A 24,306-nucleotide genomic window follows, 5' to 3' on the forward strand; every position below is an offset into this window, starting at 1 on the left:
GGCTACCAATGCCACAACAACAAAGTGAGTTGAGTGAACATGAAATTATTAAAACTATTTATCACATTAAACCTAAGTATAAGCTTAGGAATCATAACTCCGTTATCTGCGAATGCCGCACCAAAAATGGTAGAAAAGGTTGCTGCGATTGTTAATAACAATGTCATTTTAGAAAGTGATGTTAATGATATGCTAAAAACAATTAAAGCAAGCACTGACGCCCAAAATCTACCTAATGACAAAATACTTAGACAACAAATTATTGATCGTTTAATTATTGAAAACCTAATTTTACAAAAAGCAGCTAAAGCTAAAATCACAGTTAGTGATGACGAAATAACCAGTGCAATCGATAGAATTGCGTCTGAAAATGATATGACCATTGATCAACTTCGAAGCAAACTCTCAACAATGGGGATCAGTTATAGCTCTTATCGAGAAAGGATCCACAATGATATGTTGATTGAAGAAACTCGAATGCATGAAGTAAGACCTAGAATCAAAATTTCAGAAAAAGAAGTAGAAAACTTAGCAAAAAATATTACTAGCCAACCAGCCAATAATATCGATGTAAAAATCAGTCATATTTTGATTTCTATTCCAGAAAAAGCATCTAAACAACAAATAGACAATGCCACAAATAAAGCACAAGATATTATCAATCGAGCACAAAAAGGGGAAAACTTTGCTAAATTAGCTACCTCTTATTCAAATGACGATCTTGCTTTAAAAGGCGGCAGCATGGGTTGGCATAAACTAAATGAATTGCCAACTCTCTTTGAAGAACGCTTAGTACGTGCACCAAAAGGTAGTATTATTGGCCCAATCCGTTCAGGCGTTGGTCTACACATAATAAAAGTTGATGACACTCGTTCAGAAGCACCAAAAGACATTAAAATTCAAGAAGTTAACGCTCGTCATATTTTGATTAAAACAAACGTATTAGTTACCGACAAAATCGCTCAACAGAAACTAACCGATATTCGCAAATCAATTACTGATGGCAAAATAACCTTTGAAGCTGCAGCTAAGGCAAATTCTCAAGATACAGGTACAGCCGAGAAAGGAGGCAATTTAGGTTGGAATCGTCCTGAAATTTATGATAATGGGTTTAGAAACGGTTTGGCTCAGCTAAAAAAAGGAGAAATTAGTCAACCAATAAAATCATCTTATGGCTGGCATTTAATCCAATTAATCGATACAAGACAAATTGATGGAACAAATGCGATGAAAAAAGATCAGGCTTATCGACTTATTTTTAATCGTAAATTTTCAGAAGAAGCTCAAGTTTGGATTCAAGAAGTAAAAGGTGACGCTTACATCAAAATTACAGGTGAAGATAAACATGAATAATCGTGTTCACCAAGGGCATTTTGCCCGTAAAAGATTCGGGCAAAACTTTTTACATGATAACTATATCATCGAAAATATTGTTGCAGCTATACAACCTAAAAAAGATCAGGCCCTAGTCGAAATTGGTCCAGGACTGGCAGCGTTAACTGTACCTATAAGTAAATATCTTGATCATTTAACTGTTATAGAGATCGACAGAGATTTAGCCCATAGATTAATTGAAAATCCATTTTTACATAATAAACTAACCGTTATTGAACAAGATGCATTGACCTTTGACTTTAATCTTTTGGCCAAGCAATTAGATAAACCATTAAGAGTATTTGGTAACTTACCATATAATATATCAACCCCTTTGATGTTCCATTTATTTGAACATGCAGATATCATCACCGATATGCATTTCATGCTACAAAAAGAGGTAGTCACTCGCTTAGTTGCAGCGCCTAACAGTAAAGATTATGGTAGATTGAGCGTAATGGCTCAATATTATTGTCAAATCATTCCGGTTCTTGAAGTACCACCAACATCATTTAAACCTGCACCAAAAGTTGATTCTGCAGTAGTTAGATTAGTACCGTATAAAGAAAAACCTTATCTTGTTAATGATATAAAAACACTTTCTCGTGTAACTACAGAGGCATTTAACCAACGACGTAAAACTATTCGTAACAGCTTAAGTAATATGTTTACTGTTGAACAGTTAGTTGAATTGAATATTGACCCAAATTTACGTGCTGAAAACTTAACAGTACAACAATACTGCCAACTAGCTAATGCATGGAAATAATATTATGGCAAATCTACTTATTGGCGATATTCATGGCTGTTATGATGAATTTATGCGGTTACTTGAAAAAGCAAAATTCTCATCATCTGATACTTTATGGCTAACTGGTGATCTTGTTGCTAGAGGTCCAAAATCATTAGATGTTCTAAGATTTGTTAAACATAATTCCAACCAGATTCGATTGGTATTAGGTAATCATGACCTACATTTATTATCGATTTATGCCAATATTACGCAGCCCAAAAAGAAGGATAATCTCGAAGAAATCATCCGTGCGACAGATCTTGATGAATTAATGAATTGGTTACGTAAACAACCATTAGTTCAAATCGACGAATCATTAAAACTAATTATGACTCATGCAGGTATTTCACCACAATGGGATATTGAAACACTAAAAAAATGTGCCAATGATTTGAATGCTATGTTATCTAGCGATTCTTATATCCTATTCCTTGATAAAATGTATGGTAATTTTCCTGATGAATGGCAACCAGAATTACAAGGCTTAGATAGGCTACGTTATATTGCTAATGCATTAACTCGTATGCGTTTTTGCTATGAGGATGGGCGGCTAGATTTCTACTATAAAAAATCACCCGAACAAGCGCCATCAAAACTTAAACCTTGGTTTTTATTACCCAGTAAAATCCCAAACGAATATAGTATCGCTTTTGGACATTGGGCGGCATTAAACGGAAAAGGTACACCAGAAAACATTTATGCACTCGATACAGGATGTTGTTGGGGTGGAAAACTGACATGCTTGCGATTTGAAGATAGAAAATATTTTAAAAAGAAAAACATCGAAATAAAAACTAGGTAAACCATTATGAAAGGATCAATGATTATGTCTGCTTTATCTGCCATTAAATCAATATGGAAAATAATTAACTTTATTAGAGAAATATTTCTTAACTTAATTTTTCTAATTATTATTATTTTGATATTTAGCTTTATTGCATTAGTAAAAGAAGCACAAAAACAAGAAATTGTTCCACAATATGGTTCATTAGTTTTAGATATCGAAGGTATTATTGTTGACAATACACTTTACAGTGATGAAATCTATGCTTTACAAAACAAGATTTATGGCAAAAAAGTCAATACTTCCCGTGAAAATAGTTTATTTGAATTAACTCAAAAAATAGCTCAAGCTACTACAGATCCCAAAATTACAAGTATAGTCCTTAAATTAGATAATTTTGCTGGTGCCGATATAAGTTCGCTACAATATATTGGCAAATATTTAACCAAATTTAGCGAGGCAAAGAAACCTATTTATGCTTTTGGTTCAAATTTCAATCAAAGCCAATATTATTTAGCTAGCTATGCTAATAAAATATACTTAGCACCACTTGGCTCTGTTAATGTATATGGGCTATCCGCTAATAATCTATACTATAAAACCTTACTTGATAATTTAAAAATCAATACACATGTTTTTAGAGTAGGTACTTATAAATCAGCCATTGAACCATTTATTCGCAATGACATGTCTGAAGAAGCAAAAAGTAATACGACACGCTGGTTAACACTTATGTGGAATAACTATCTTAATGACATTTCAACACAACGGAAAAAAGCCGATACACAATTAGTTCCCGCCCCAGATATTATGTTAACAGCTTTAAAAGAAGCTAATGGTAACATGGCTCAATACGCTATATCTAATGGATTAGTCGATGCTATTGCATCTAACTACCAATATGAACTTGAGTTCAATAACCAACATGAGGTTAGCATTTATGATTATCAGCTTAAATCAAAAAATGAAAAATTAGACAGTGACTCCAAGGGGAAAAAACCACTGATTGCAGTTGTATTTGTCAATGGTACTATTACCAATGGTGAAAATAGTAGTAATGTCGCTGGTAGCCAAGACATAGTTGAACAGCTGAGAAATATCCGTAAAAACTTAAACAAACATAACATACAAGCAATAGTATTACGTGTAAATAGCCCTGGAGGTAGTGTAGATGCATCTGAAGCAATTCGTAGTGAACTAGAAGCATTACGTGATTATCAGATTCCTATTGTTGTATCTATGGGAGGAATGGCTGCCTCGGGTGGATACTGGATATCCACCGCATCTGATTACATAGTTGCAAACCCAAATACAATTACTGGCTCTATTGGCATTTTCGGTATTATTCCAACTTTCGAAAATTCTTTATCTCATATTGGTGTTTATAGTGATGGTATAACTACATCACCATTAGCAAGCAACACTTCAACGCAGGATCTACCTAAAGAAATGAGTCAATTAATTCAAATGAATATTGATAACGGTTATCAAACATTTATTTCGTTAGTAGCAGAAGCAAGAAATATGACAACCGAACAAGTAGATAAAATAGGACAAGGCCAAGTTTGGTTAGGTTCAGAAGCAAGCAAAATTGGACTTGTTGATAAGTTAGGCGATATAGATGATGCTATTGAAACTGCTGCAACATTAGCGAATGTAACTGATTATGAAATTGACTGGCAAAAACCAAAAGGAAATTGGTTTAATGCATTTTATTCGGATATGATAGCTATGTTACCTAAATCCACTGCAGAAATATTTTTTGAACAACTACCAGCAGCGAAACAACTTAAAGAGCATGTTTCTTTATGGAATAAGTTTCAAGACCCGCAAAATCGCTATATTTATTGTCTAAATTGTGCCGATGTGCACTAATCACAGATTATCTACCACTCTCGTGGTAGATAATGATCTCGCCAATTTATACCTAATTGTTTTTATCTTTTAAACTATTTAGCCCTGATTGGGAAAAATAACGCATATGGTTCATCGCTTCTTGAATGTATTGATAATTTGGTGTTTCATCTGTTTCACGATTATGTAAATCCATATAATGATTAATACCTAATCGATTCACGAAATAAATATGATCAGACGTTCTAACTGCATAAGAACTATAATTTGACATCAAAAGCCAATTACGATTAGTTATAGGACTAAATAAATCATAACCTGTCGAGTAATCGGTTATATCATTTTTCACATATAAATAATGTTTCATTAAGGTAGGAACGACATCTTCGTGACTAGTTAATTTTGCACTATTATTTTTAAGATTTTCTAACTCTCTTGCACCAATAATAATAAAAGGAACCTTTGTTTGTGCATCAGTATAATTACCATTATGCCCCCAAAATCCGAGTTTATTATCATTCATTTCTTGAGCATGATCACCAGTAATAACCAATATTGTGTTATCTAAAGAACCTGATTTAGCAAGCTCATCATAGACATTTTGTAATAAATAGTCATCATAATAAACACTTTGTTTGTAACGATTAAAAATTGGCAAAGGATCTGTATCATTATTCAATGTTATATAATTCAGATCCCCAATAGGTTTAAACTTCACCGAAAAATCGGCAGGAAAGTCATAAGCATGAGGAGCATCATAAAATAAAAAAGAAAATGTCGGTCGAGAAGTATCACGTGCTCTATACCATGCAAGCCAATCCTCTGTGATTTGTTTATCACGACTAGATGCCGAACCATCTTTACTACTAATTCTTAAATTTTTGATGGTGACAAACGCCGTTCGATCAAATTCTGGAGCAGAAACTTTGGCTGAAGTGAAGATGCCGATATTATAGTTTTCTTTTTGTAACGTTGTGATAAACAGTGAAGGAATACTATTTCGTAAAAATGAATCCCAATACGTACCAGGAATACCATAAAATAGCCCAAAGATACCTGTACGAGTTGCATTTCCTGTTGAGTAATGATTATCAAAAACCACACCATTATTTTGGTTAACAAAACGGAATGTATTAGGAGAGATATCTTCACTAAAGGTATCATATCGCCAAGAATCTAAGACAATAAACATAATATTTTGTGGCTTATTATTTTCAGGATTAATCACCAATGCTTTTTTGGGATAATCAACACCAGCATTGTCATTATTCTTGTTATATACGACTTTTCTCTGCCCTTTTGCATCAAAAAAGCTCATGATCTTTCTCGACGTAAATGGCTTATAAAGTGGAATATACTCTTTCACAACCATAATAGGTGAATAAGCATAATAAAAGGCAACCATATGTACTACATGGTTCACTAAAAATGAACTAAAAAGAAATATTGTTGATATCAAAAGAATTCTTGATTTATTATGCTGTACAGTGAATTTTTTATTAACAAGATAAAGAATAAAATATTCAGCACAGAATGAAACAATAATAACAGTCAACATCAATAAATAAGTAATTATTGAAAAATCAACAACCTGACCAGATAAAACCATTGCTAAAACAGATTGATTTACGTGAAATCGGTACTGTTGAAAAACAATAGTATCGATATATAATCCAATTTGAATAAAGCTAAATATTGCAGCAAGAATAATATTCCGAATAGACTGTTTAAGCCAAAGAAAAGGTATACAAATAATAAAAAGTAATAGATAAGCAGAGAAAAAATGCCCCAATACAGCAAATACTGAAAATGACACTCCAGCCCAATTAAATGATGCACCTGGTACAATAAAAAATCGAATTGCTAGTATTGATGAAATAAAGATATTAATTAGAACAAAATAGTATAATTTTTTCATAGTATTCGCTATTGAGTAATGACTTAATGATAAGAATTTTATATACAAAAAAGGCTCAAATTCAGAGCCCTTTATTTAATTCAAACAAATTGAAGGCGGCTACCTTCCTATTCAAAATTTGAGGCGTTAGGTAAATAATTTTTCATTAATCACCTCTCGTAAAAATACATGATATAACTTAATACCATTATAACCTAAATAACCACTAATACCATTTTTTCAATGCCTCAGCATCGGATTTTTTTGCATCAACCCATATATCGCCATCAGTAGTTCTCTCTTTTTTCCAGAAAGGGGCTTCGTTTTTTAATATATCCATAATAAATTCAGCTGCTGCAAATGAATCAGCCCGATGTACACTACTCACCCCCACAAATACAATTTGTTCATTAACATTAATTTTACCTACACGATGAATAATAGCTACTCGGCTTAATTGCCACCGTTCTCTAGCTTGAGCTATAATATTAACCAAAACCTTTTCAGTCATTCCTGCATAATGCTCTAAAAATAGGCTTATTGTATATTTTTCAATACTACGAACTTTGCCCATAAAAGTAACAATAGCACCATCTTGTGGTAAATGTGAAAGCCAATCAGTTAGCTTATTAACATCAATAGGTTCTTGGCTGACTTTGATAAGGTCCATAATATTACCCTCCAGTCACAGGAGGAAAGAATGCAATTTCATCGCCAGCTTGAACAATATAATCAAAATCAACCAATGTTTGATTTACAGCACATAAAACAGAACGCTCCTTGAAAGCCAATAACCATTGATCACCACGCTCACTTAATTGTTCAATAAGACGAAAAATTGAAAGTTGATCTGCATCTAACATCAAACTCTCCACACCAATTAATTCTCTAATTTGGGCAAAAAAAATAATTTTATTCATACTATTCACTATATTTATGATTTAGCTATAAAATCGCCAGATTTACCACCCTTCTTTGTCAATAATCTTACTTGAGTAATCACCATATCTTTTTGAACAGATTTACACATGTCATATATAGTTAACGCAGCAACAGATGCTGCTACCAACGCTTCCATTTCGACACCAGTTTGACCATTCAATCGACAAATAGATTCAATTTTCACACAACAATTCACTAAATCAGCTTCAATATTAATTTCAATTTTACTCAATAAAAGAGGATGACATAAAGGAATAAGTTCCCACGTCTTTTTTGCAGCCTGAATGCCCGCAATCCTTGCCGTTGCAAAAACATCACCTTTATAGTGTTTCCCCTCAATAATACTATTTAATGTTTTAGCATTCATCATAATAAAGGACTCAGCTCTTGCTTCCCTAGTAGTGCTCGGTTTATTTGATATATCAACCATGTGGGCATCGCCTTGACGATTAATGTGTGAAAATGATTCAGACATCTGCTATATATTCCTCAAAAAAGTAAAACTATATTGTATTGCCAAGATAGCAAATTTTATAAATAGATACCACCACATTTGATTAGATCAATAACACACGAAAATTGTTAAAATAGAATATATCAGGTTAGGTTTTGCGAGTTAAACGAAAACTGCGTACAATATAACTTTTGATTAATTATAATTGTGACTTTTCAATGCTTATTGCTCATGTAGCCTTACCCGTACCGCTCTACCAACTTTATGATTATAGCTTAACGATGCCAGCTCAAGTTGGAATGCGGGTTAAAGTTCCTTTTGGTAAAAGAGATACAATAGGTATTATTGTCAACATTGATGAAAAAACCGAATTTAATGTTAAAAAATTAAAAACCATTAAGGCAATTATCGATAGTGAACCAGTTTTTTCACCTTCCATTTGGCAGCTATTGAACTGGGCTGCTAGTTATTACCACTATCCCATCGGAGAGGTTCTGTTTCATGCTATGCCTATTTTGTTAAGACAAGGGCGCCATGCAGTCAAAGAAGAAACCAAACAATGGCAATTAACCAAATTGGGGAAGCAAATTGATTTAGAATCGCTATCACGAGCCCCAAAACAACAATTATTACTATCATCATTTAGAAATAATACTATTTCTAACACTAACATAAGTAACGCCGTCTATCACGAATTACAGAAAAAGCAGCTTATAGAGCAAGTAAGCTGCCAACCAGATTACATTCCATGGCAAACAAACTTTTCAACTAATGCTAGTTCAATTCAGTTAAATAAAGAGCAGAATTATGCGATAGAAACAGTCAATAAACAAAATCACCAGTTTGAGGTATTTTTACTGGAAGGTGTAACTGGCTCAGGTAAAACTGAAGTTTATTTGAATATACTCACAAATATTTTAACTGCCGGTAAACAAGCATTAGTACTTGTGCCTGAGATTGGTTTAACACCACAAACAATTAAACGTTTTAAACAACGTTTTAATGCACCAATTGATATTCTTCATTCGGGACTAACTGATAAACAAAGACTAGCTGTTTGGTTAAGAAGCAAAAATGGAGAAAATGCTATTGTGGTAGGTACTCGTTCGTCACTTTTTACTCCATTTAAAGACTTAGGGGTAATTATTATTGATGAAGAACATGATAGCTCCTATAAGCAACAAGAAGGTTGGCGCTATCATGCACGAGATTTAGCAATTATACGAGCTAAATTTAACAATATTCCAATTATTTTAGGCTCTGCAACACCATCGCTTGAAACACTCAATAATGCACAAAACGACAAGTACCGCTTACTACAATTAACAGAAAGAGCCGGTAATGCAACGTTAGCCAAACAGTCAATTTTAGATTTGCGTGGGTTAGTACTTACTGCTGGTTTATCACAACCATTAATTGAGGAAATAAAAAAACATTTATCTAATAATAACCAGGTAATGTTATTTTTAAACCGTCGAGGCTTTTCACCATTATTAATATGTCATGATTGCGGTTGGATTGCTGAATGTCCTCGTTGTGATAGACCCTATACATTTCATCAGAAACAACACAAGCTGATTTGTCATTATTGCGATACACCAAGAGCAATTCCCAAACAATGCCCAAAATGTGGCTCTACTCATTTAATGCCGATTGGATTTGGAACAGAACAACTTGAACAACAACTTGAGATTCTTTTTCCTAACATCAAAATTAGTCGTATTGATCGGGATACAGTTAGTAAAAAAGGTGCATTAGATAACTATTTACACAGTATTCAACAAGGTGGTGCACACATTTTAGTTGGCACACAAATTTTGGCAAAAGGACATCACTTCCCTGATATAACTTTGGTTGGAATTGTAGATGTTGATGGGGCTTTATTTTCAAGTGATTTTCGAGCAACTGAACGATTTGCGCAAATTTATACACAAGTATCAGGAAGGGCTGGCCGTGAAGCAAAAGCAGGTCAAGTCATTTTACAAACATATCATCCTGATCATCCTTTACTTAATGTTTTACTAACTGAAGGCTATCAAAAATTTGCCAAACTGACATTACAAGAAAGACAACAAACCCAACTACCACCATTTAGTTACCAAGCATTGATTCGTGCAGCAGATCGCAATAATCATTACGCACCAACACTTTTACAACATATTTATGATTGGTTAAAAGCACATTATAATCATACATTATGGCAACTTGGGCCAATGCCTGCAAGCCAACCCAAAAAAGCGGGGTACCATCGTTGGCAATTACTGCTTCAACATACAAATAGGCAATATTTGCAGCAAATATTAGATCAACTATTAACGGAAATAGGTCAATGGAATGAAACATCGAAAGTGAGATGGAGTATTGATGTCGATCCTACTGATAATTAGATTGATATTATTTCCACCAATATTAATTGGTGGAAATAATAAATCATAAAATTATTTTACCGGCATTCTTATCTAGTGTTGCTTGACCAATACCAGAAACTTCCTTTAACTGCTCGACGGAAACGAAAGGACCAAATTTTTCCCGATATTCGATAATTTTTTGGGCTTTACTTGCCCCAATCCCCGTCAATACTTTTGATAATTCTTCTGCCGTTGCAGTATTAATATTTACTTGAACAACTTGTTTTTGTTCCTGTTTAACTTTAGCCGATGTCACTGGAGTGGAATCAGCAAAACTTATGTTAGAAAAAACAAAACTTGATAATAAAATACATAATAGTGAAAATACTTTCATTTGATTAATCTCCAAAAATAGTTACGCAAATAAATTTGCTTTATAACTATCTCACTTAATCAAATAAAACAAATTTCATGAATGGCAAGAATGAGAAAAGCCACCTAAGTGACTTTTCTTTTTTTCGATAATTGCTACTATTTTGAGAACTAAATCACAGATTAGCATCAGGCATAATTTCTATCTTAGCTTTAGAGCGTATGTCAGCAGCAAGATAATAATGCATTTCACTAATGAATAAAGGTAACAACTCAGAAGAAATATCTTCATATTTTGTTGGGGTATCTACCTTAGTTAGCACAACAATATAAGCACTTTTATCATCGATAAATTCCGAACCAAAAACCCTCTTTCCTGATGCTGATGGATTTAAATTAAATACCATATTAACAACTTTTGGGTCGAGTTCGGTTGAACTCCGCTTCAAGGTGTATTTTTGTGCAAACTGAACATTTTTAGCTTCTCCTGTTTCATTTAATTGAGTCAATATATTATCGACACTAGATTTAAACTGGTTTTGAGCCATTTTTGCATAGAGTTTTTCATGAATTTGATTTTTCACCTCATCAAACGGCGCAACACCTTCAGGACGATAATCAATTGTTTGTACAACAAAATCATATCTACCATAATCCCTTTCAGCTATGATTAAATCAGAAATTTGCCCTGTCGCTTTACCATCGGCTATCATTTCTTCACTAAAAACTACGTCACTAACTTCAGGATGAGTAGTTATTCCAAATCTATCGTTGAAAAATATCCAATCAGAGGTCTTTACTTCTAGTCCAACTTTCTTAGCAAGCTCTTCAATACTTTTAGGAGAGTCATGTAATGCAATTTTAATTTTATTTTCGTCATTTTCCAAAGTCTGCTGTATTTTTTGTTGAGTCAGTTTTGAATCAATTTGATACTTCGCAAAATCAAAATCCATAACCTTAGAGGCCTGTATATCATCTAATTTCACGATTGCATAACCGCCGTCAACTTTAATTGGTGATGAAATTTGCCCTACTTTTTTCAACTGAGCATTTTTAAAAACTTGAGGTAAAGAGTCATCATCAGCAAACCATCCTAATGAACCATTTTTACCGTATGGAGAAATATCATGATTTTGATTGACAGTTTTAGCAATATTATCAAAATCAGCTCCAGAAGAAAGATCCTTTGCAATTTTATTAGCTTGTTGTTCATCAGTAACAAAAATTACACTATAGGCTTTCTTAGCTGGATATGAATAAGTTTTAATATTTTTATTATACTCATTCTTAATCTCGTCTTCAGTAACGTCAATTGTTTTTCTTATAGCATCTTCTGATACAAAAATATATTTAACTTTTACTCTCTCTTTCCTAAAAAACTCTTTTAAATTTTCGTTATAGTATTTTTGTTCATCATCTATCGTAATACGTGTTTCATCAATATCACTTATTGAAGTATTAACTGAAGTAGCATATACGCTTCTAGTTTGATTTTTGAGTGAAGATATTTCAGAATCGATTGGCAAAACAAAACTGCTATTTGTCAAAGCATTAATCACCTGTTGTTGCTGCAATACAGTTCTTATAATTTCGGCATAAGCATCTGGAGTAATATTATTTTCAGCTAGAAGGGTTAAATATTTTTGAGTATCAAATTTACCATTTCTAAAAAAATCTCTTTGTTTCTTAATGAAATTTTTAATCTGTTCATTACTAATAGTTACACCTATCTTTTCTGAAAATTTATAAGCTAAATAATTATCAATTTGATTTGATAATACACCCCGACGTATCTGTTTGATAAAAGAACTATCCCCTCCAGTATTTGCTGTTGCTCGTCTAGCTTGGGCTTCAAATTCAGTGCGGCTGATACCGTCACCATCAACTTTTGCGATGTATTGTTGCTGATCACGTGCACTACTATTACCACCGCCAAAACCTAAAAATCCGACGCCAGTGAAAATAAAACATAAAATAATTATTGCAAAAATAATTTTAACAACAAGATTATTTGCTGCTGTTCGGATTGTTTCCATCATTTCTTGCGATTCTCCGTATACCTAATATTTAATTTTGAAAGTATAGCATATTTAACTAAATTAACTATTGTCAGAATATTAAGTCCAAAAAAAGATCAACACCAAGTTGATCTTTTTCAAATAAAAAAATAATTAATTTAAGCTAGCAGAACGGCCAACACTATTTTTTATTTTTTTAATAGCCTTTTTTACAGGTTGCTTTAATGTCGTTTTTTTAGCTACGAACTCTATACCTAATGGATTATTTTGTAATGCAATTGTTAATACTTCATCAATCCATTTTACAGGATGTATATCAATTTCAGCCTTCACATTCTCAGGGATTTCTTCTAAGTCTTTAACATTATCAATCGGTATCAATACAGCTTTAATTCCACCTCTATGCGCAGCTAATAACTTCTCTTTTAGTCCACCGATGGGTAAAACTTCACCACGTAATGTTATTTCCCCCGTCATAGCAACATCTGAGCGAACTGGATTACCCGTTAATGTTGAAATTAATGATGTACACATAGCAATACCAGCACTTGGCCCATCTTTTGGTGTTGCGCCATCTGGTACATGCACATGGATATCACGTTTTTCATAAAAATCACTATTAATACCCAATTTTTCTGCACGAGACCGAACAACTGTCAATGCCGTTTGTATTGACTCTTGCATCACATCACCTAATGAACCTGTATAAGTTAATTTCCCTTTTCCAGGTACACTTACCGATTCAATAGTGAGTAAATCACCTCCGACTTCTGTCCAAGCAAGACCAACAACCTGGCCGATGCGATTTTCACTATCCGTTTTACCGTAATCAAAACGCTGTATTCCCAAGAAATCTTTTAAGTTGTCTTGTGTCACAGTTACCTGTTTCAATTTACTGTCTAATGCTAACTGTTTAATAACTTTACGGCAAATTTTTGCAATCTCTCTTTCCAAACTTCGAACACCCGCCTCACGAGTATAATAGCGGATAATACCGATGATGGCTGAATCATCAATGCTAATTTCTTTTGGCTTTAAACCATTATCTTCTATCTGCTTAGTAATTAAATGTTGCTTAGCTATATTCAATTTTTCATCTTCTGTATAACCAGAAAGACGAATCACCTCCATTCTATCCAACAATGGTGCGGGAATATTCATAGAGTTAGCCGTTGCAACAAACATCACATCAGATAAATCGTAATCAACTTCTAAATAATGGTCGCTAAAAGCATTATTTTGCTCTGGATCAAGCACTTCTAATAATGCTGATGCAGGATCACCACGCATATCCGATGCCATCTTATCAATTTCATCTAATAAGAATAATGGGTTCTTAACACCTACTTTTGCCATACGCTGAATTAATTTTCCCGGCATTGAACCAATGTAAGTACGTCTATGTCCACGAATCTCAGCCTCATCGCGCACTCCACCTAAAGCCATGCGAATATACTGACGGCCTGTTGCTTTAGCTATCGATTGACCTAGCGATGTTTTACCTACACCTGGAGGCCCAACCAAACACAAAATAGGACCTTTAACTTTATTAACACGGCCTTGAACAGCTAAATATTCTAAAATTCTGTCTTTTACGCGTTCAAGTCCATAATGATCTTTATCTAGAACTTTTTGTGCACCTTCAATATCTTTTTTAACTTTGCTACGCTTATACCAAGGAACTTGAATCATCCAATCAATATAACTTCGAACTACTGTCGCTTCAGCAGACATTGCCGGCATCATTTTTAATTTATTAAGTTCGGCTAATGCTTTATCTGTAGCCTCGTTTGACATTTTAGCTTTAATAATTTTTTCTTTTAACTCTTCATATTCATCAGGTTTATTGTCTATATCACCTAACTCTTTATGAATAGCTTTAATTTGCTCGTTCAAATAATACTCTTTTTGAGCCTTTTCCATTTGCTGCTTAACACGTTGTCGAATATTTTTTTCGACTTGTAATAAATCAATTTCTGACTCCATTAATGAAATAAGCAACTCAAAACGCTTTACAAGATTAGCTGCAACTAGAATCTCTTGTTTCTGTTCAACTCTTAAAAAAAGCGTAGCAGCAATAGAATCAGCTAAACGCGATGGTTCTTTCACTAAACGGATAGAATCAACAACTTCCTGAGTTATTTTTTTATTAAGTTTTGAATATTCATCAAAGTTAGATAAAGTTAAGCGGATCATAGCTTCACTTATATCTTCTGCCTTTTTAACTTCGCTTAATGGCTTGACTTTTGCAATAAAAAATTCATTATTTTCATGCACAGCAATATCCATCATTTTGGCACGTTCAACACCTTCAACAAGAACTTTTACAGTTCCATCAGGTAATTGAAGTAATTGTACGACATTAGCCACTGTTCCGACTTCATATAAATCATCTACATCAGGATCATCTTGAGAAGGATTTTTTTGGGTTACAAGAAAAACTTGCTTATCCATTTCCATTGCACTTTCTAGGCAACGTATTGATTTACTTCGACCAACAAAGAGAGGAATTACCATATGTGGAAATACAACAACATCACGCAATGGTAAAATAGGCATAATCATGTGTTTAGTTCGTTTTATTTTCATTTTCTTCTCTCTAGTAGTACAAACCCATTAGATAAATATTGGGATCGTTTTTAGACATTCAAGCCTATTTTTGGGACATATTGACAGTTTTTAAAGTAACTTTATTTTAGTACTAATTTGAGGCTATAAATTTGCCATCATATTTTTATGATGGCAAATTTATATTTCAAGCAGATAGTTCAGCATCTTCGCGGTACACTAACTTTGGTGCTTGATATCTTTCGACCGTTTCTTTTTCTACAATCACTTTTTTAACAGAATTCATTGACGGTAAATCGTACATTGTATCTAATAATATATTTTCAACAATTGAACGCAATCCCCTTGCCCCTGTTTTACGTTGCATTGCTTTTATAGCGATAGCGTCCAGTGCTTCTTCTGTAAACTCAAGCTCAACGCCATCTAATTCAATCAAAGTTTGAAATTGCTTAGTTAACGCATTTTTAGGTTCAGTTAGAATATTAATTAAAGCATTCTTATCTAACTCCGATAAAGTACCAATAACAGGCAATCTCCCAATAAATTCTGGAATTAATCCAAATTTAACTAAATCTTCTGCTTCTATTTGCGCTAATAATTCTGACTCAGAAATTTTATTTTTCGTACTTTTTACATCAGCACCAAAACCTATTCCTGTATTAGTTGATACGCGGTTTTCGATAACTTTATCTAGACCACTAAATGCACCACCGCAAATAAATAAAATTTTTGAAGTATCAACTTGTAAAAACTCCTGTTGAGGATGCTTACGCCCTCCTTTTGGTGGGACTGAAGCAATTGTTCCCTCAATAATTTTCAATAAAGCTTGTTGAACACCTTCGCCAGAGACATCTCTCGTAATAGATGGATTATCTGATTTTCGTGAAATCTTATCAATTTCATCAACATAAATAATACCACGTTGAGCTTTTTCAACATCATAATCACAATTTTGTAATAGCTTTTGAATAATGTTTTCTACATCTTCACCTACATAACCGGCTTCCGTTAATGTTGTTGCATCTGCCATTGCAAAAGGAACATCTAAAAAACGAGCTAATGTTTCAGCTAATAACGTTTTACCACTTCCTGTAGGTCCTATAAGCAAAATATTACTTTTGCCCAATTCAACATCACTTCTACTTGCATAATTACGCAATCGTTTATAATGATTATAAACAGCAACGGATAAAACTTTTTTTGCACGTTCTTGACCAATTACATACTCATCAAGATGCTCTCTAATTTCATGTGGTGTTGGTAATGGCTTACTGATAAACTCTTCATGAGAAAGAAAACTTTTTGTCTCTTCTTTTAAGATATCATTACACAATCCTATACATTCGTTACAGATATAAATAGATGATGGCCCAGCAATAAGTTTACGGACTTCATGCTCACTTTTACCACAAAAAGTACAATAGAGTAATTTTTCTGAACTTTCTTTATTCACTTCTACCACCTATCTAATATTAAGATCGTTTATTGTATATGGCATCAACTAAACCATATTCAACTGCTTTTTCGGCAGACATAAAGTTATCACGATCGGTATCTTTTTCAATTACACCTATATCTTGACCTGTGTGCATTGCTAAAATGTTATTTAAACGACTCTTTACTTGTAAAATTTCTTGTGCATGTATTTGAATATCAGAAGCTTGCCCTTGAAAACCACCTAATGGCTGATGAATCATGACACGAGCATTAGGTAAGCAATAACGTTTACCTTTAGTTCCCGCTGTTAAAAGCAATGAACCCATTGAGCATGCTTGCCCCAAACAGATTGTGCTGACATCTGGTTTTATAAACTGCATAGTATCATAGATTGCCATACCAGCTGTAACCACCCCACCCGGTGAATTAATATACAAATGAATATCTTTATCAGGATTTTCCGCTTCTAGAAATAACATTTGAGCGATAATAAGATTTGCCATATTATCTTCAACTTGCCCTGTCAAAAATATAATTCGTTCTTTTAATAATCGTGAGTAAATATCGTAAGCTCTTTCGCCACGAGAACTTTGCTCAACAACCATTGGAATAACACCCATATATGATTCTAAAGGCATTTTTATCTCCTAATTAAACAAAATAGCCCAAACAGATATTCCTTATTTGGGCTTTAAAGTGCTCTTTTTTGACTAAATGAAAAAAGCTAATAGGTTAAGCTATTTGCTGATTCATTAATTCAGAAAACGAGTAATTCTTTTCCGTTACTTTTGCGCTAGCTAATAATAGATCAACAACTTGATCCTCTAATGCTACAGCTCGAATATTCTCCATCGCTTTTTTATCTTTACGATAATATTCTAAAACTTCTTTTGGATCTTCATATGCAGTTGCAATTTCATCAATTAATGCCTGAACACGCGCTTCATCCGCAGTTAGTTTATTACTTTCAATGATTTCACTAAATAATAAACCAGTAGCCACTCGTCTTCTTGCCTCGTTTTCAAATAGTTCTTTAGGTAACTCCATACCGGGTTTTACATTACCACCAAAACGAGATAAAGCTTGCTTACGTAATACATCAATTTCGCGGTCAATTAATGCTACAGGTACATCAATTTCATTATTTTTAACTAAACCATCAATAGCTTGTGTTTTGACTTTATTACGAATTGTTGCATTGAGCTCTCTAGTCATGTTCTTACGAACTTCAGCTCGTAGGCTTTCAACAGTTCCATCAACGATACCAAAACGTTTAATAACATCTTCTGTAAGCTCTGGTAATTCAAGTTCCTCAACTTTTTTAAGTGTTGCTGCAAATATAGCAGGTTTACCTTTTAGGTTTTCGGCATGATAATCTTCTGGGAAGGTCACATTAATATCAAACTGATCACCTTCTTTATGACCAATAATTGCATCTTCAAACCCCGGAATCATACGGCCTTGACCTAACACCAACGCGAAATCATTGGCTTTACCACCTTCGAACTCCGCACCGTCAACCTGACCAACAAAATCCAAAGTAACACGATATTGATCTTGAGCTGCTTTTTTAACCTCTTTCCAAGCACCTTGTTGTTTGCGTAAAGTTTCGATCATAGTCTCTATATCAGCATCTCCAACTTCTGCTACAGGTTTTTCAACTTCAATTTTATCTAAATTTTCAACTTTGATTTCTGGGTATACTTCAAATTCAACAGTAAAGGTATAATCTTCACCATTTTTATATTCTTGTGGAGTATAAGTTGGGGCGCCTGCTGGATTTAATTTTTCTTGAATAATTGCTTCAACAAAATTTCGTTGCATCAAATCGCCTAATGCGTCTTGTAAAATAGAAGCCCCATAACGTTGTTCAACAATCTTTAAAGGTACTTTTCCTTTACGAAAACCATCAATACGTACTTTTTTTGCAGTATTAATTAGTTCTTTATCAACCGCTTTTTTGATGTCTTCTGATTTAATTGTAATTGATAAACGTCGACCTAAACCTTTTGTTGTTTCTACCGAAACTTGCATCTTTATACCTCGAAATTATTGAATGTTATTCGTCCATAATTATATAAAAACGATAACTGAGCTAAAAAAATATTAAAAATAGGCATGCATTATACCGACCGTAATCGTCTACGTCGAGACATTTAATTGTTTCTTCTCAAGTGCTTTCAAGCGTTTATTCATCTCGTCAATATGTAAAACTAACGACGCAGTTTTACGCCATACTTTATTTTCTTGCAATGGAATGCCCGATGAGTAAACACCCGGCTGTGTAATTGGGCGCATTACCATCCCCATACCAGTTACGGTAACTTGATCACATATTTCCATATGTCCATTAATCACACTAGCTCCACCAATTAAGCAATGACGACCAATAGTTAAACTCCCTGCCATAATAACACCACCAGCAACTGCAGTATGATCGCCAATAATATCGTTATGAGCAATCTGGCATTGATTATCAATAATAACACCATTACCAATAATAGTATCATCAAGAGCACCACGATCGATTGTTGTTGAGGCTCCAATTTCAACGTTATTACCGATAACAACACGACCTAGTTGGGGAATTTTAATCCATTTACCTTTATCATTAGCATAACCAAATCCATCAGCGCCAATTACAGTTCCAGACTGAATTAAGCAATTTTCACCAATAACACAATTATGATAAATAGAAATATTAGCCCATAATTTTGTACCGGCACCGATTATTGTATTTTTACCAATAAAGCAACCTGCACCAATAATACAATTATCACCTAACACGACACCGCTTTCGATAACAGCATTAGCACCAATCGAAATATTGCTACCTAGCTTAGCAGTTGAATCAATTACAGCTGTCGGTGCGATATCTTTTGCTGGTGTTGGCGTGGTATCAAGGATTTGCGCTAATTTTGCGTATGCAAGATAAGGATTTTTAACAATAAGAGCAGCCCCGCCCCAATGTTCAACACTCTCTCTAGTCATTACGACAGCAGAAGCTTTACATGTTGATAAATTACTTTGTAATTTTTTATCAGACAAAAAAGTAATTTGCCCAGATACCGCACTTTTCATTGATGCTATACCGGTGATAGTTATATTACCATCACCATGTAACTCAGAATCAAGTTGCTTAGCTAATTGCTCTAAACGAAAGGAAAACATTAGTTTTTAACCTTTTCCAACACTTTATCTGAAATATCAACTGCATCTGATGCGAACAATGTAGCTCCAGCGTTTAAAATAACATCGTATCCTTCTGCTGCAACAATATTTTTAACTGCCTCTTGGATTTTAGTAATTAATTTTTCAAATTCTTCTTTTTGACGCTTTTGATAATCTACTGAAAACGCATCAGCTTTATTTTCAAAATCAGAAATTACCTTATTTAATTTAGCTTTTTCAGAAGAAGATAATGTTAAACCATCTTTCTTTAGACGAGCGATAGCTTCTTTAGATTTTTTTTCTTCTTCTTTCAATGAGTTGGCTCTTGCTTCAAATTCATTTTTCAACATTTTACTTACTGATTCACGTTGAGGCATCCGTTCTAATACTGATTCAACATTAATCACACCAAATTTAACTTCAGCATTAGCAAATCCAGCAAAAAGTAATGCAGCACTAATACCTAAAACAGCTATAATTTTTTTCACTTTAATCACCTATGTATTTTTGTTTATAACATGAATTACCATGTAGAACCTATATTAAACTGAAATTGTTGTGATGAGTCACCATCATATTTTTTGAATGGTTGAGCATAAGAAAATACCAAAGGACCTAATGGTGACATCCACTGAACAGCAAGACCAGCTGACATTCTAATATCAGATGGAGAGCTATAATCGGGAATATCTCTCCCCTTTAAGTTCCACTCAGTATCCCATACTGTACCCGCATCAAAAAATAGCGATGTTCTAATGTTATCCGCGTATTTTTCTCCAGCAAATGGAGTTGGAACAATCAGCTCTGTACTAGCAAAAGCTATAGCGTTACCACCTACGGCATCTTTTGATTTTGTGCATCCTGATGTATGTTCTAAACTATCACAAACGCCAGCTTTATTAAAATATACGGCTTTAGGACCAACGGTATTTGATTTAAACCCTCTCAATACTGATGCCCCACCAGCATAGAAGTTTTCATAAAATGGCAACTCTTTACCACCTAAACCACCTCCATAACCAAATCGGGCACGGGTTAAAAATATCCAATTATGATCATTGTCAATTGGATAATAGTAAGATGCGTCTGATATCAGTTTATAGAATCGATTATCAAATACAGGTGCGGTGACTTTTGCACTAGCAGTCATTTTTAAACCGTCAGTAGGAAAGAATCCACGATCTAAAGAGTTGTATGTCCAATAAGCATTCAACAATAGATCATTTGTATCATACGTAAATGAATTCTTATCTTTTACATTTTTACCCATAGAATCAAAATAACGCCACATACTATACTGTGGTTGCATATCCGATAATTTATGATTGGCAAATTCCGAACCAAATCGAACAAAATTATTTTCACTAATAGGGAAACCTAAATTTGCCGATGCTCCCCATGTTTTACTTGAGTATTCTGACTCATCATCTTTATCGTCATTTTTATAGGTATTATAGTAAATACTGCCGCCTAAACTTACTCCATCAACTGTAAAATAAGGATCAACAATAGAAATAGATGCAGTTTTATCTGTATCTGTAGTGTTAACATCAAATGAAACACTATTCCCCGTACCTAACCAGTTATCTTGAGAAATACCGGCATTGAAACTAAGACCGCTATCAGAACCAATACCGACACCAAATTTAATACTACCAGTATTACGTTCAGCAACTTTATAAATGATATCAACCTGATCATCTACGCCTGGTACTCGTTCAGTATTTGCTTCAACAGTATCAAAAAAACCAAGTCGACTTAAACGTTCTTTACCTAATTCAACTAATCCATTACTTAACCATGCGCCTTCCATTTGGCGCAGTTCACGACGCACTACGGTTTCGCTTGTTACCGTATTACCAACGATTTTAATATTACGAACATAATAACGTTGACCTACATCAACAAGTACATTTAATTTAACTGTATGTGCACTATCATCCATTTCTGGTTGGATTGAAACTCTAGGATATGCATAACCAAAATTAGCAAGTAAACGCTTAATATTATCTTCAATTTCGGTTATTTTTTTACCATTATAAAGTTCACCAATCGCTACTTTTTCATTAGCAATTTTAGCAATCGCATCTTTATGATTTGCAAAATTACCCATAAATTCAAGTTGAGATAATTTATACTGTTCACCTTCATGAATATTAATTGTAACGTAAATGCCTTTTTTATCTGGCGTTAAACTAACTTGTGTTGACTCTATATTAAAACGAGCGTAACCCCGATTTAAATAAAAGCTCTGCAGTTCATCTAAATCTGAAGATAATTTTTGTTTTTGATATTTACGATCGCCAAGCATATTCCACCAAGGAACCTCATCACGCAAAGTAAAGCGTGCGATGAGTTCTTCTGATGAAAAAGCTTTAGCTCCAACAATATTGATCTGATCAATTAACGCCGATTTGCCTTCAGCAACAACTAACTTTAAATCAACACGATTACGAGATAGAGGAGTTACAACAGCTTTAATTTGAGCATTGTACTTACCAACACTGTAATAAAAATCTTCTAAGCCCTTTTCTATACCTGAAAGCATTGTGCGATCTAACGCTTCGCCTTCACGGATACCTGAACTATCTAGGTTTTTCTTGAGCATATCATCTTTCACTGATTTATTACCAGAAAAAGTGATACTAGCAATAGTAGGGCGTTCTTCAACATGAATAATTAGCTGATCGCCATCACGAGAAACAGTAATATTATCAAAGTTACCACTAGAATAAAGTGATTTGATGATACGGCCTAAATCAGCTTCATTAACATAATCACCAATTTGAATTGGCATTTCAAGTAATGCAGCACCAACTGTCACACGTTGCAAACCTTCAAATTTGATATCTTTCACCACAAAATCATCAACACAAAATGCATTGGAACTATATACGGCTGTAGTACTGAACAGCAAAGATGCTATAAGTAATTTATTTATTTTCATCGTAAATGTTTATAACCTCATTCCATCACAATCGTAAAATATCATTAAATAGTGCAATTCCCATTATTACCATTAATAAAAAAAAGCCAATACGAAAAAAACGCTCTTGTGCTTTATTTGATAAGGCTTTTCCGTTTATTTTTTCAAACAATAAAAAAATAAGGTGGCCGCCATCTAACATAGGTAATGGAACAAGATTGATAATCCCCAAACTTATACTAATAAAGGCTAGAAAATATAAGTAAGGAGTAAAACCATAACTTGCTGTTTGCCCTGCGCTTTTTGCTATTGTTATTGGTCCTGATAAATGTTTTAGTCCAATAACCCCTGTTACTAATTGATAAAGCGAACGAATTGTTAACTTTGTAGTTAACAGTGTTTGCGCAATACCCTTATTAAACCCATCTAAAAAACCATACTGAACAACTCTTGCATCAGATGTAGGATATAAACCCGCAACACCTTCTCCGTTCTTTTGAACAGTCGGTACCAGTTTAAGATAAATATCTTTATTTGCTCGATTAACCTTTAAAATGATAGCTTGAGCTTTTTTAATTGTATTGGAAAAATCATTCCAATCTACATACGATTGCTCATTATAACCAATAATTTTATCGCCAACACGTAAACCAGCCCGCTCAGCAGCAGAATTTGGTACAATTTTACTCACAATCGGATAAATTTCCAACTCTTTAGGCACAAAACCAAACGCCATAATAGCCGAATCTTTTTCTATATCAAAACGCCAATTGTTAATATCTACACTTTTTTTCACTTCTTTTTGATTACTATTATCAGTACTATCAATATAAGAAAAAGTTATATTTGTCTTACCCATTACAGCAATTAAGGCCAAATTGACATCATTCCAATTTTCAATTTTAACATTATCAATGGTCTTCAACTCAGCGCCAGGTGGAATTGCGACCGAAGCTGCTGGTGTGTTAGGTATCACATCTTTAACTTTAACTGGATAATGTACTACCCCTATCAAAAAAATAATCCAATAGATAATCAAAGCCAAGATAAAGTTAGCAAATGGACCGGCAAAAATAATTAAAGCACGTTGCCAAATCTTTTTTTTATCAAATGCAAATTTTTCGTCATTGCTTGATAAGATTGTTGCTCTTCCATCAAGCATTTTAACATAACCACCAAGTGGAATCATAGCGATTACCAACTCGGTTCCACTTAAAAATTTATGTGACCAAATTTTTTTACCGAAACCAATTGAAAAGCATTCAACTTTAACCTTGCATAAGCGAGCAATACAAAAATGCCCAAACTCATGAATAGTAACTAATATACTGATAGTAATTACAAATAATAATAGTGACCACAGCAAAA

Annotated in this window: 18 protein-coding genes and 1 pseudogene; 5 read left to right on the forward strand and 14 right to left on the reverse strand. The window is 33.8% G+C overall.

The window, feature by feature from the left end; translation table 11 throughout:
- Nucleotides 1–39 precede the first annotated feature (39 nt).
- From surA to sppA, 4 genes are read left to right on the forward strand one after another with little or no spacing between them, the layout of a single operon-like run.
- Complete coding sequence (surA, locus tag ACYIAJ_RS03945) at nucleotides 40–1,353, forward strand: peptidylprolyl isomerase SurA (RefSeq protein WP_483558569.1); 1,314 nt, start codon at nucleotides 40–42, stop codon at nucleotides 1,351–1,353.
- Nucleotides 1,346–2,143, forward strand: a complete 798-nt coding sequence (rsmA, locus tag ACYIAJ_RS03950) for a 16S rRNA (adenine(1518)-N(6)/adenine(1519)-N(6))-dimethyltransferase RsmA (protein ID WP_483558571.1) — start codon at nucleotides 1,346–1,348, stop codon at nucleotides 2,141–2,143. Before surA ends, rsmA begins: the two co-directional genes overlap by 8 nt.
- A 4-nt stretch (nucleotides 2,144–2,147) precedes the next feature.
- Nucleotides 2,148–2,969: a bis(5'-nucleosyl)-tetraphosphatase (symmetrical) ApaH gene (gene apaH / locus ACYIAJ_RS03955; RefSeq protein ID WP_483558572.1), complete on the forward strand. Its 822-nt coding sequence runs from the start codon at nucleotides 2,148–2,150 to the stop codon at nucleotides 2,967–2,969.
- 6 nt (nucleotides 2,970–2,975) lie between these two features.
- On the forward strand, nucleotides 2,976–4,826 hold the full coding sequence (gene sppA / locus ACYIAJ_RS03960) for a signal peptide peptidase SppA (RefSeq protein WP_483564361.1): 1,851 nt from the start codon (nucleotides 2,976–2,978) through the stop codon (nucleotides 4,824–4,826).
- A gap of 52 nt (nucleotides 4,827–4,878) precedes the next feature.
- Here the strand turns inward: sppA and ACYIAJ_RS03965 are convergent, their stop codons facing one another.
- The 4 genes from ACYIAJ_RS03965 to moaC form a co-directional block, all read right to left on the reverse strand.
- Complete coding sequence (locus tag ACYIAJ_RS03965; protein ID WP_483558576.1) at nucleotides 4,879–6,723, reverse strand: sulfatase-like hydrolase/transferase; 1,845 nt, start codon at nucleotides 6,721–6,723, stop codon at nucleotides 4,879–4,881.
- A 205-nt stretch (nucleotides 6,724–6,928) separates the two neighbouring features.
- Entirely contained in the window at nucleotides 6,929–7,372 is a 444-nt protein-coding gene (gene moaE, locus ACYIAJ_RS03970; protein ID WP_483558577.1) for a molybdopterin synthase catalytic subunit MoaE, read from the reverse strand.
- A 4-nt stretch (nucleotides 7,373–7,376) separates the two neighbouring features.
- The gene (gene moaD, locus ACYIAJ_RS03975) at nucleotides 7,377–7,622 is read right to left on the reverse strand and encodes a molybdopterin synthase sulfur carrier subunit (RefSeq protein ID WP_483558579.1); all 246 of its coding nucleotides are present in this window, start codon (nucleotides 7,620–7,622) and stop codon (nucleotides 7,377–7,379) included.
- A 14-nt stretch (nucleotides 7,623–7,636) separates the two neighbouring features.
- Entirely contained in the window at nucleotides 7,637–8,119 is a 483-nt protein-coding gene (moaC, locus tag ACYIAJ_RS03980; RefSeq protein ID WP_483558581.1) for a cyclic pyranopterin monophosphate synthase MoaC, read from the reverse strand.
- Nucleotides 8,120–8,316: 197 nt separating this feature from the next.
- On the opposite strand from moaC, the gene priA reads away from it, so the two are divergent.
- Complete coding sequence (gene priA / locus ACYIAJ_RS03985) at nucleotides 8,317–10,485, forward strand: primosomal protein N' (RefSeq protein WP_483558724.1); 2,169 nt, start codon at nucleotides 8,317–8,319, stop codon at nucleotides 10,483–10,485.
- Between the two features lie 43 nt (nucleotides 10,486–10,528).
- On the opposite strand, the gene ACYIAJ_RS03990 is transcribed toward priA, so the two are convergent.
- The 10 genes and pseudogenes from ACYIAJ_RS03990 to rseP all read right to left on the reverse strand — a co-directional run bounded on the left by ACYIAJ_RS03990 (nucleotide 10,529) and on the right by rseP (nucleotide 24,304).
- Nucleotides 10,529–10,840 carry a ComEA family DNA-binding protein gene (locus ACYIAJ_RS03990; RefSeq protein ID WP_483558583.1) on the reverse strand — a complete coding sequence of 104 codons (312 nt, stop codon included), beginning with the start codon at nucleotides 10,838–10,840 and terminating at the stop codon, nucleotides 10,529–10,531.
- A gap of 154 nt (nucleotides 10,841–10,994) precedes the next feature.
- Complete coding sequence (locus tag ACYIAJ_RS03995; RefSeq protein WP_483558585.1) at nucleotides 10,995–12,857, reverse strand: SurA N-terminal domain-containing protein; 1,863 nt, start codon at nucleotides 12,855–12,857, stop codon at nucleotides 10,995–10,997.
- A 210-nt stretch (nucleotides 12,858–13,067) separates the two neighbouring features.
- A pseudogene (gene lon, locus ACYIAJ_RS04000) lies at nucleotides 13,068–15,425 on the reverse strand (endopeptidase La); the annotation flags it as partial.
- Nucleotides 15,426–15,591: 166 nt separating this feature from the next.
- Complete coding sequence (gene clpX, locus ACYIAJ_RS04005; protein WP_483564362.1) at nucleotides 15,592–16,866, reverse strand: ATP-dependent protease ATP-binding subunit ClpX; 1,275 nt, start codon at nucleotides 16,864–16,866, stop codon at nucleotides 15,592–15,594.
- Nucleotides 16,867–16,876: 10 nt separating this feature from the next.
- Complete coding sequence (clpP, locus tag ACYIAJ_RS04010; RefSeq protein WP_483558589.1) at nucleotides 16,877–17,479, reverse strand: ATP-dependent Clp endopeptidase proteolytic subunit ClpP; 603 nt, start codon at nucleotides 17,477–17,479, stop codon at nucleotides 16,877–16,879.
- 94 nt (nucleotides 17,480–17,573) lie between these two features.
- Complete coding sequence (tig, locus tag ACYIAJ_RS04015) at nucleotides 17,574–18,875, reverse strand: trigger factor (RefSeq protein ID WP_483564363.1); 1,302 nt, start codon at nucleotides 18,873–18,875, stop codon at nucleotides 17,574–17,576.
- Nucleotides 18,876–18,983: 108 nt separating this feature from the next.
- Entirely contained in the window at nucleotides 18,984–20,012 is a 1,029-nt protein-coding gene (gene lpxD / locus ACYIAJ_RS04020; protein WP_483558593.1) for a UDP-3-O-(3-hydroxymyristoyl)glucosamine N-acyltransferase, read from the reverse strand.
- A complete protein-coding gene (locus tag ACYIAJ_RS04025) occupies nucleotides 20,012–20,500 on the reverse strand; it encodes an OmpH/Skp family outer membrane protein (protein WP_483558594.1) in 489 nt (162 codons plus the stop codon). The genes lpxD and ACYIAJ_RS04025 overlap by 1 nt, the downstream gene beginning before the upstream one ends.
- Nucleotides 20,501–20,535: 35 nt before the next feature.
- The gene (bamA, locus tag ACYIAJ_RS04030; protein ID WP_483558596.1) at nucleotides 20,536–22,959 is read right to left on the reverse strand and encodes an outer membrane protein assembly factor BamA; all 2,424 of its coding nucleotides are present in this window, start codon (nucleotides 22,957–22,959) and stop codon (nucleotides 20,536–20,538) included.
- A gap of 25 nt (nucleotides 22,960–22,984) precedes the next feature.
- The gene (gene rseP / locus ACYIAJ_RS04035; protein ID WP_483564364.1) at nucleotides 22,985–24,304 is read right to left on the reverse strand and encodes an RIP metalloprotease RseP; all 1,320 of its coding nucleotides are present in this window, start codon (nucleotides 24,302–24,304) and stop codon (nucleotides 22,985–22,987) included.
- Between the last annotated feature and the right edge of the window lie 2 nt (nucleotides 24,305–24,306).

The sequence above is a fragment of the Gilliamella sp. X-46 genome, from assembly GCF_057063525.1.

Bases quoted from the DNA above. Each gene is read 5' to 3' on its own strand.
- sppA (WP_483564361.1), top strand. From the start codon at position 2,976: ATGAAAGGATCAATGATTATGTCTGCTTTATCTGCCATTAAATCAATA.
- ACYIAJ_RS03965 (WP_483558576.1), bottom strand. From the start codon at position 6,723: ATGAAAAAATTATACTATTTTGTTCTAATTAATATCTTTATTTCATCA.
- bamA (WP_483558596.1), bottom strand. From the start codon at position 22,959: ATGAAAATAAATAAATTACTTATAGCATCTTTGCTGTTCAGTACTACA.
- ACYIAJ_RS03990 (WP_483558583.1), bottom strand. From the start codon at position 10,840: ATGAAAGTATTTTCACTATTATGTATTTTATTATCAAGTTTTGTTTTT.
- moaD (WP_483558579.1), bottom strand. From the start codon at position 7,622: ATGAATAAAATTATTTTTTTTGCCCAAATTAGAGAATTAATTGGTGTG.
- moaE (WP_483558577.1), bottom strand. From the start codon at position 7,372: ATGGACCTTATCAAAGTCAGCCAAGAACCTATTGATGTTAATAAGCTA.
- lpxD (WP_483558593.1), bottom strand. From the start codon at position 20,012: ATGTTTTCCTTTCGTTTAGAGCAATTAGCTAAGCAACTTGATTCTGAG.
- surA (WP_483558569.1), top strand. From the start codon at position 40: ATGAAATTATTAAAACTATTTATCACATTAAACCTAAGTATAAGCTTA.
- ACYIAJ_RS03995 (WP_483558585.1), bottom strand. From the start codon at position 12,857: ATGATGGAAACAATCCGAACAGCAGCAAATAATCTTGTTGTTAAAATT.
- tig (WP_483564363.1), bottom strand. From the start codon at position 18,875: ATGCAAGTTTCGGTAGAAACAACAAAAGGTTTAGGTCGACGTTTATCA.
- clpP (WP_483558589.1), bottom strand. From the start codon at position 17,479: ATGCCTTTAGAATCATATATGGGTGTTATTCCAATGGTTGTTGAGCAA.
- priA (WP_483558724.1), top strand. From the start codon at position 8,317: ATGCTTATTGCTCATGTAGCCTTACCCGTACCGCTCTACCAACTTTAT.
- rsmA (WP_483558571.1), top strand. From the start codon at position 1,346: ATGAATAATCGTGTTCACCAAGGGCATTTTGCCCGTAAAAGATTCGGG.
- moaC (WP_483558581.1), bottom strand. From the start codon at position 8,119: ATGTCTGAATCATTTTCACACATTAATCGTCAAGGCGATGCCCACATG.
- apaH (WP_483558572.1), top strand. From the start codon at position 2,148: ATGGCAAATCTACTTATTGGCGATATTCATGGCTGTTATGATGAATTT.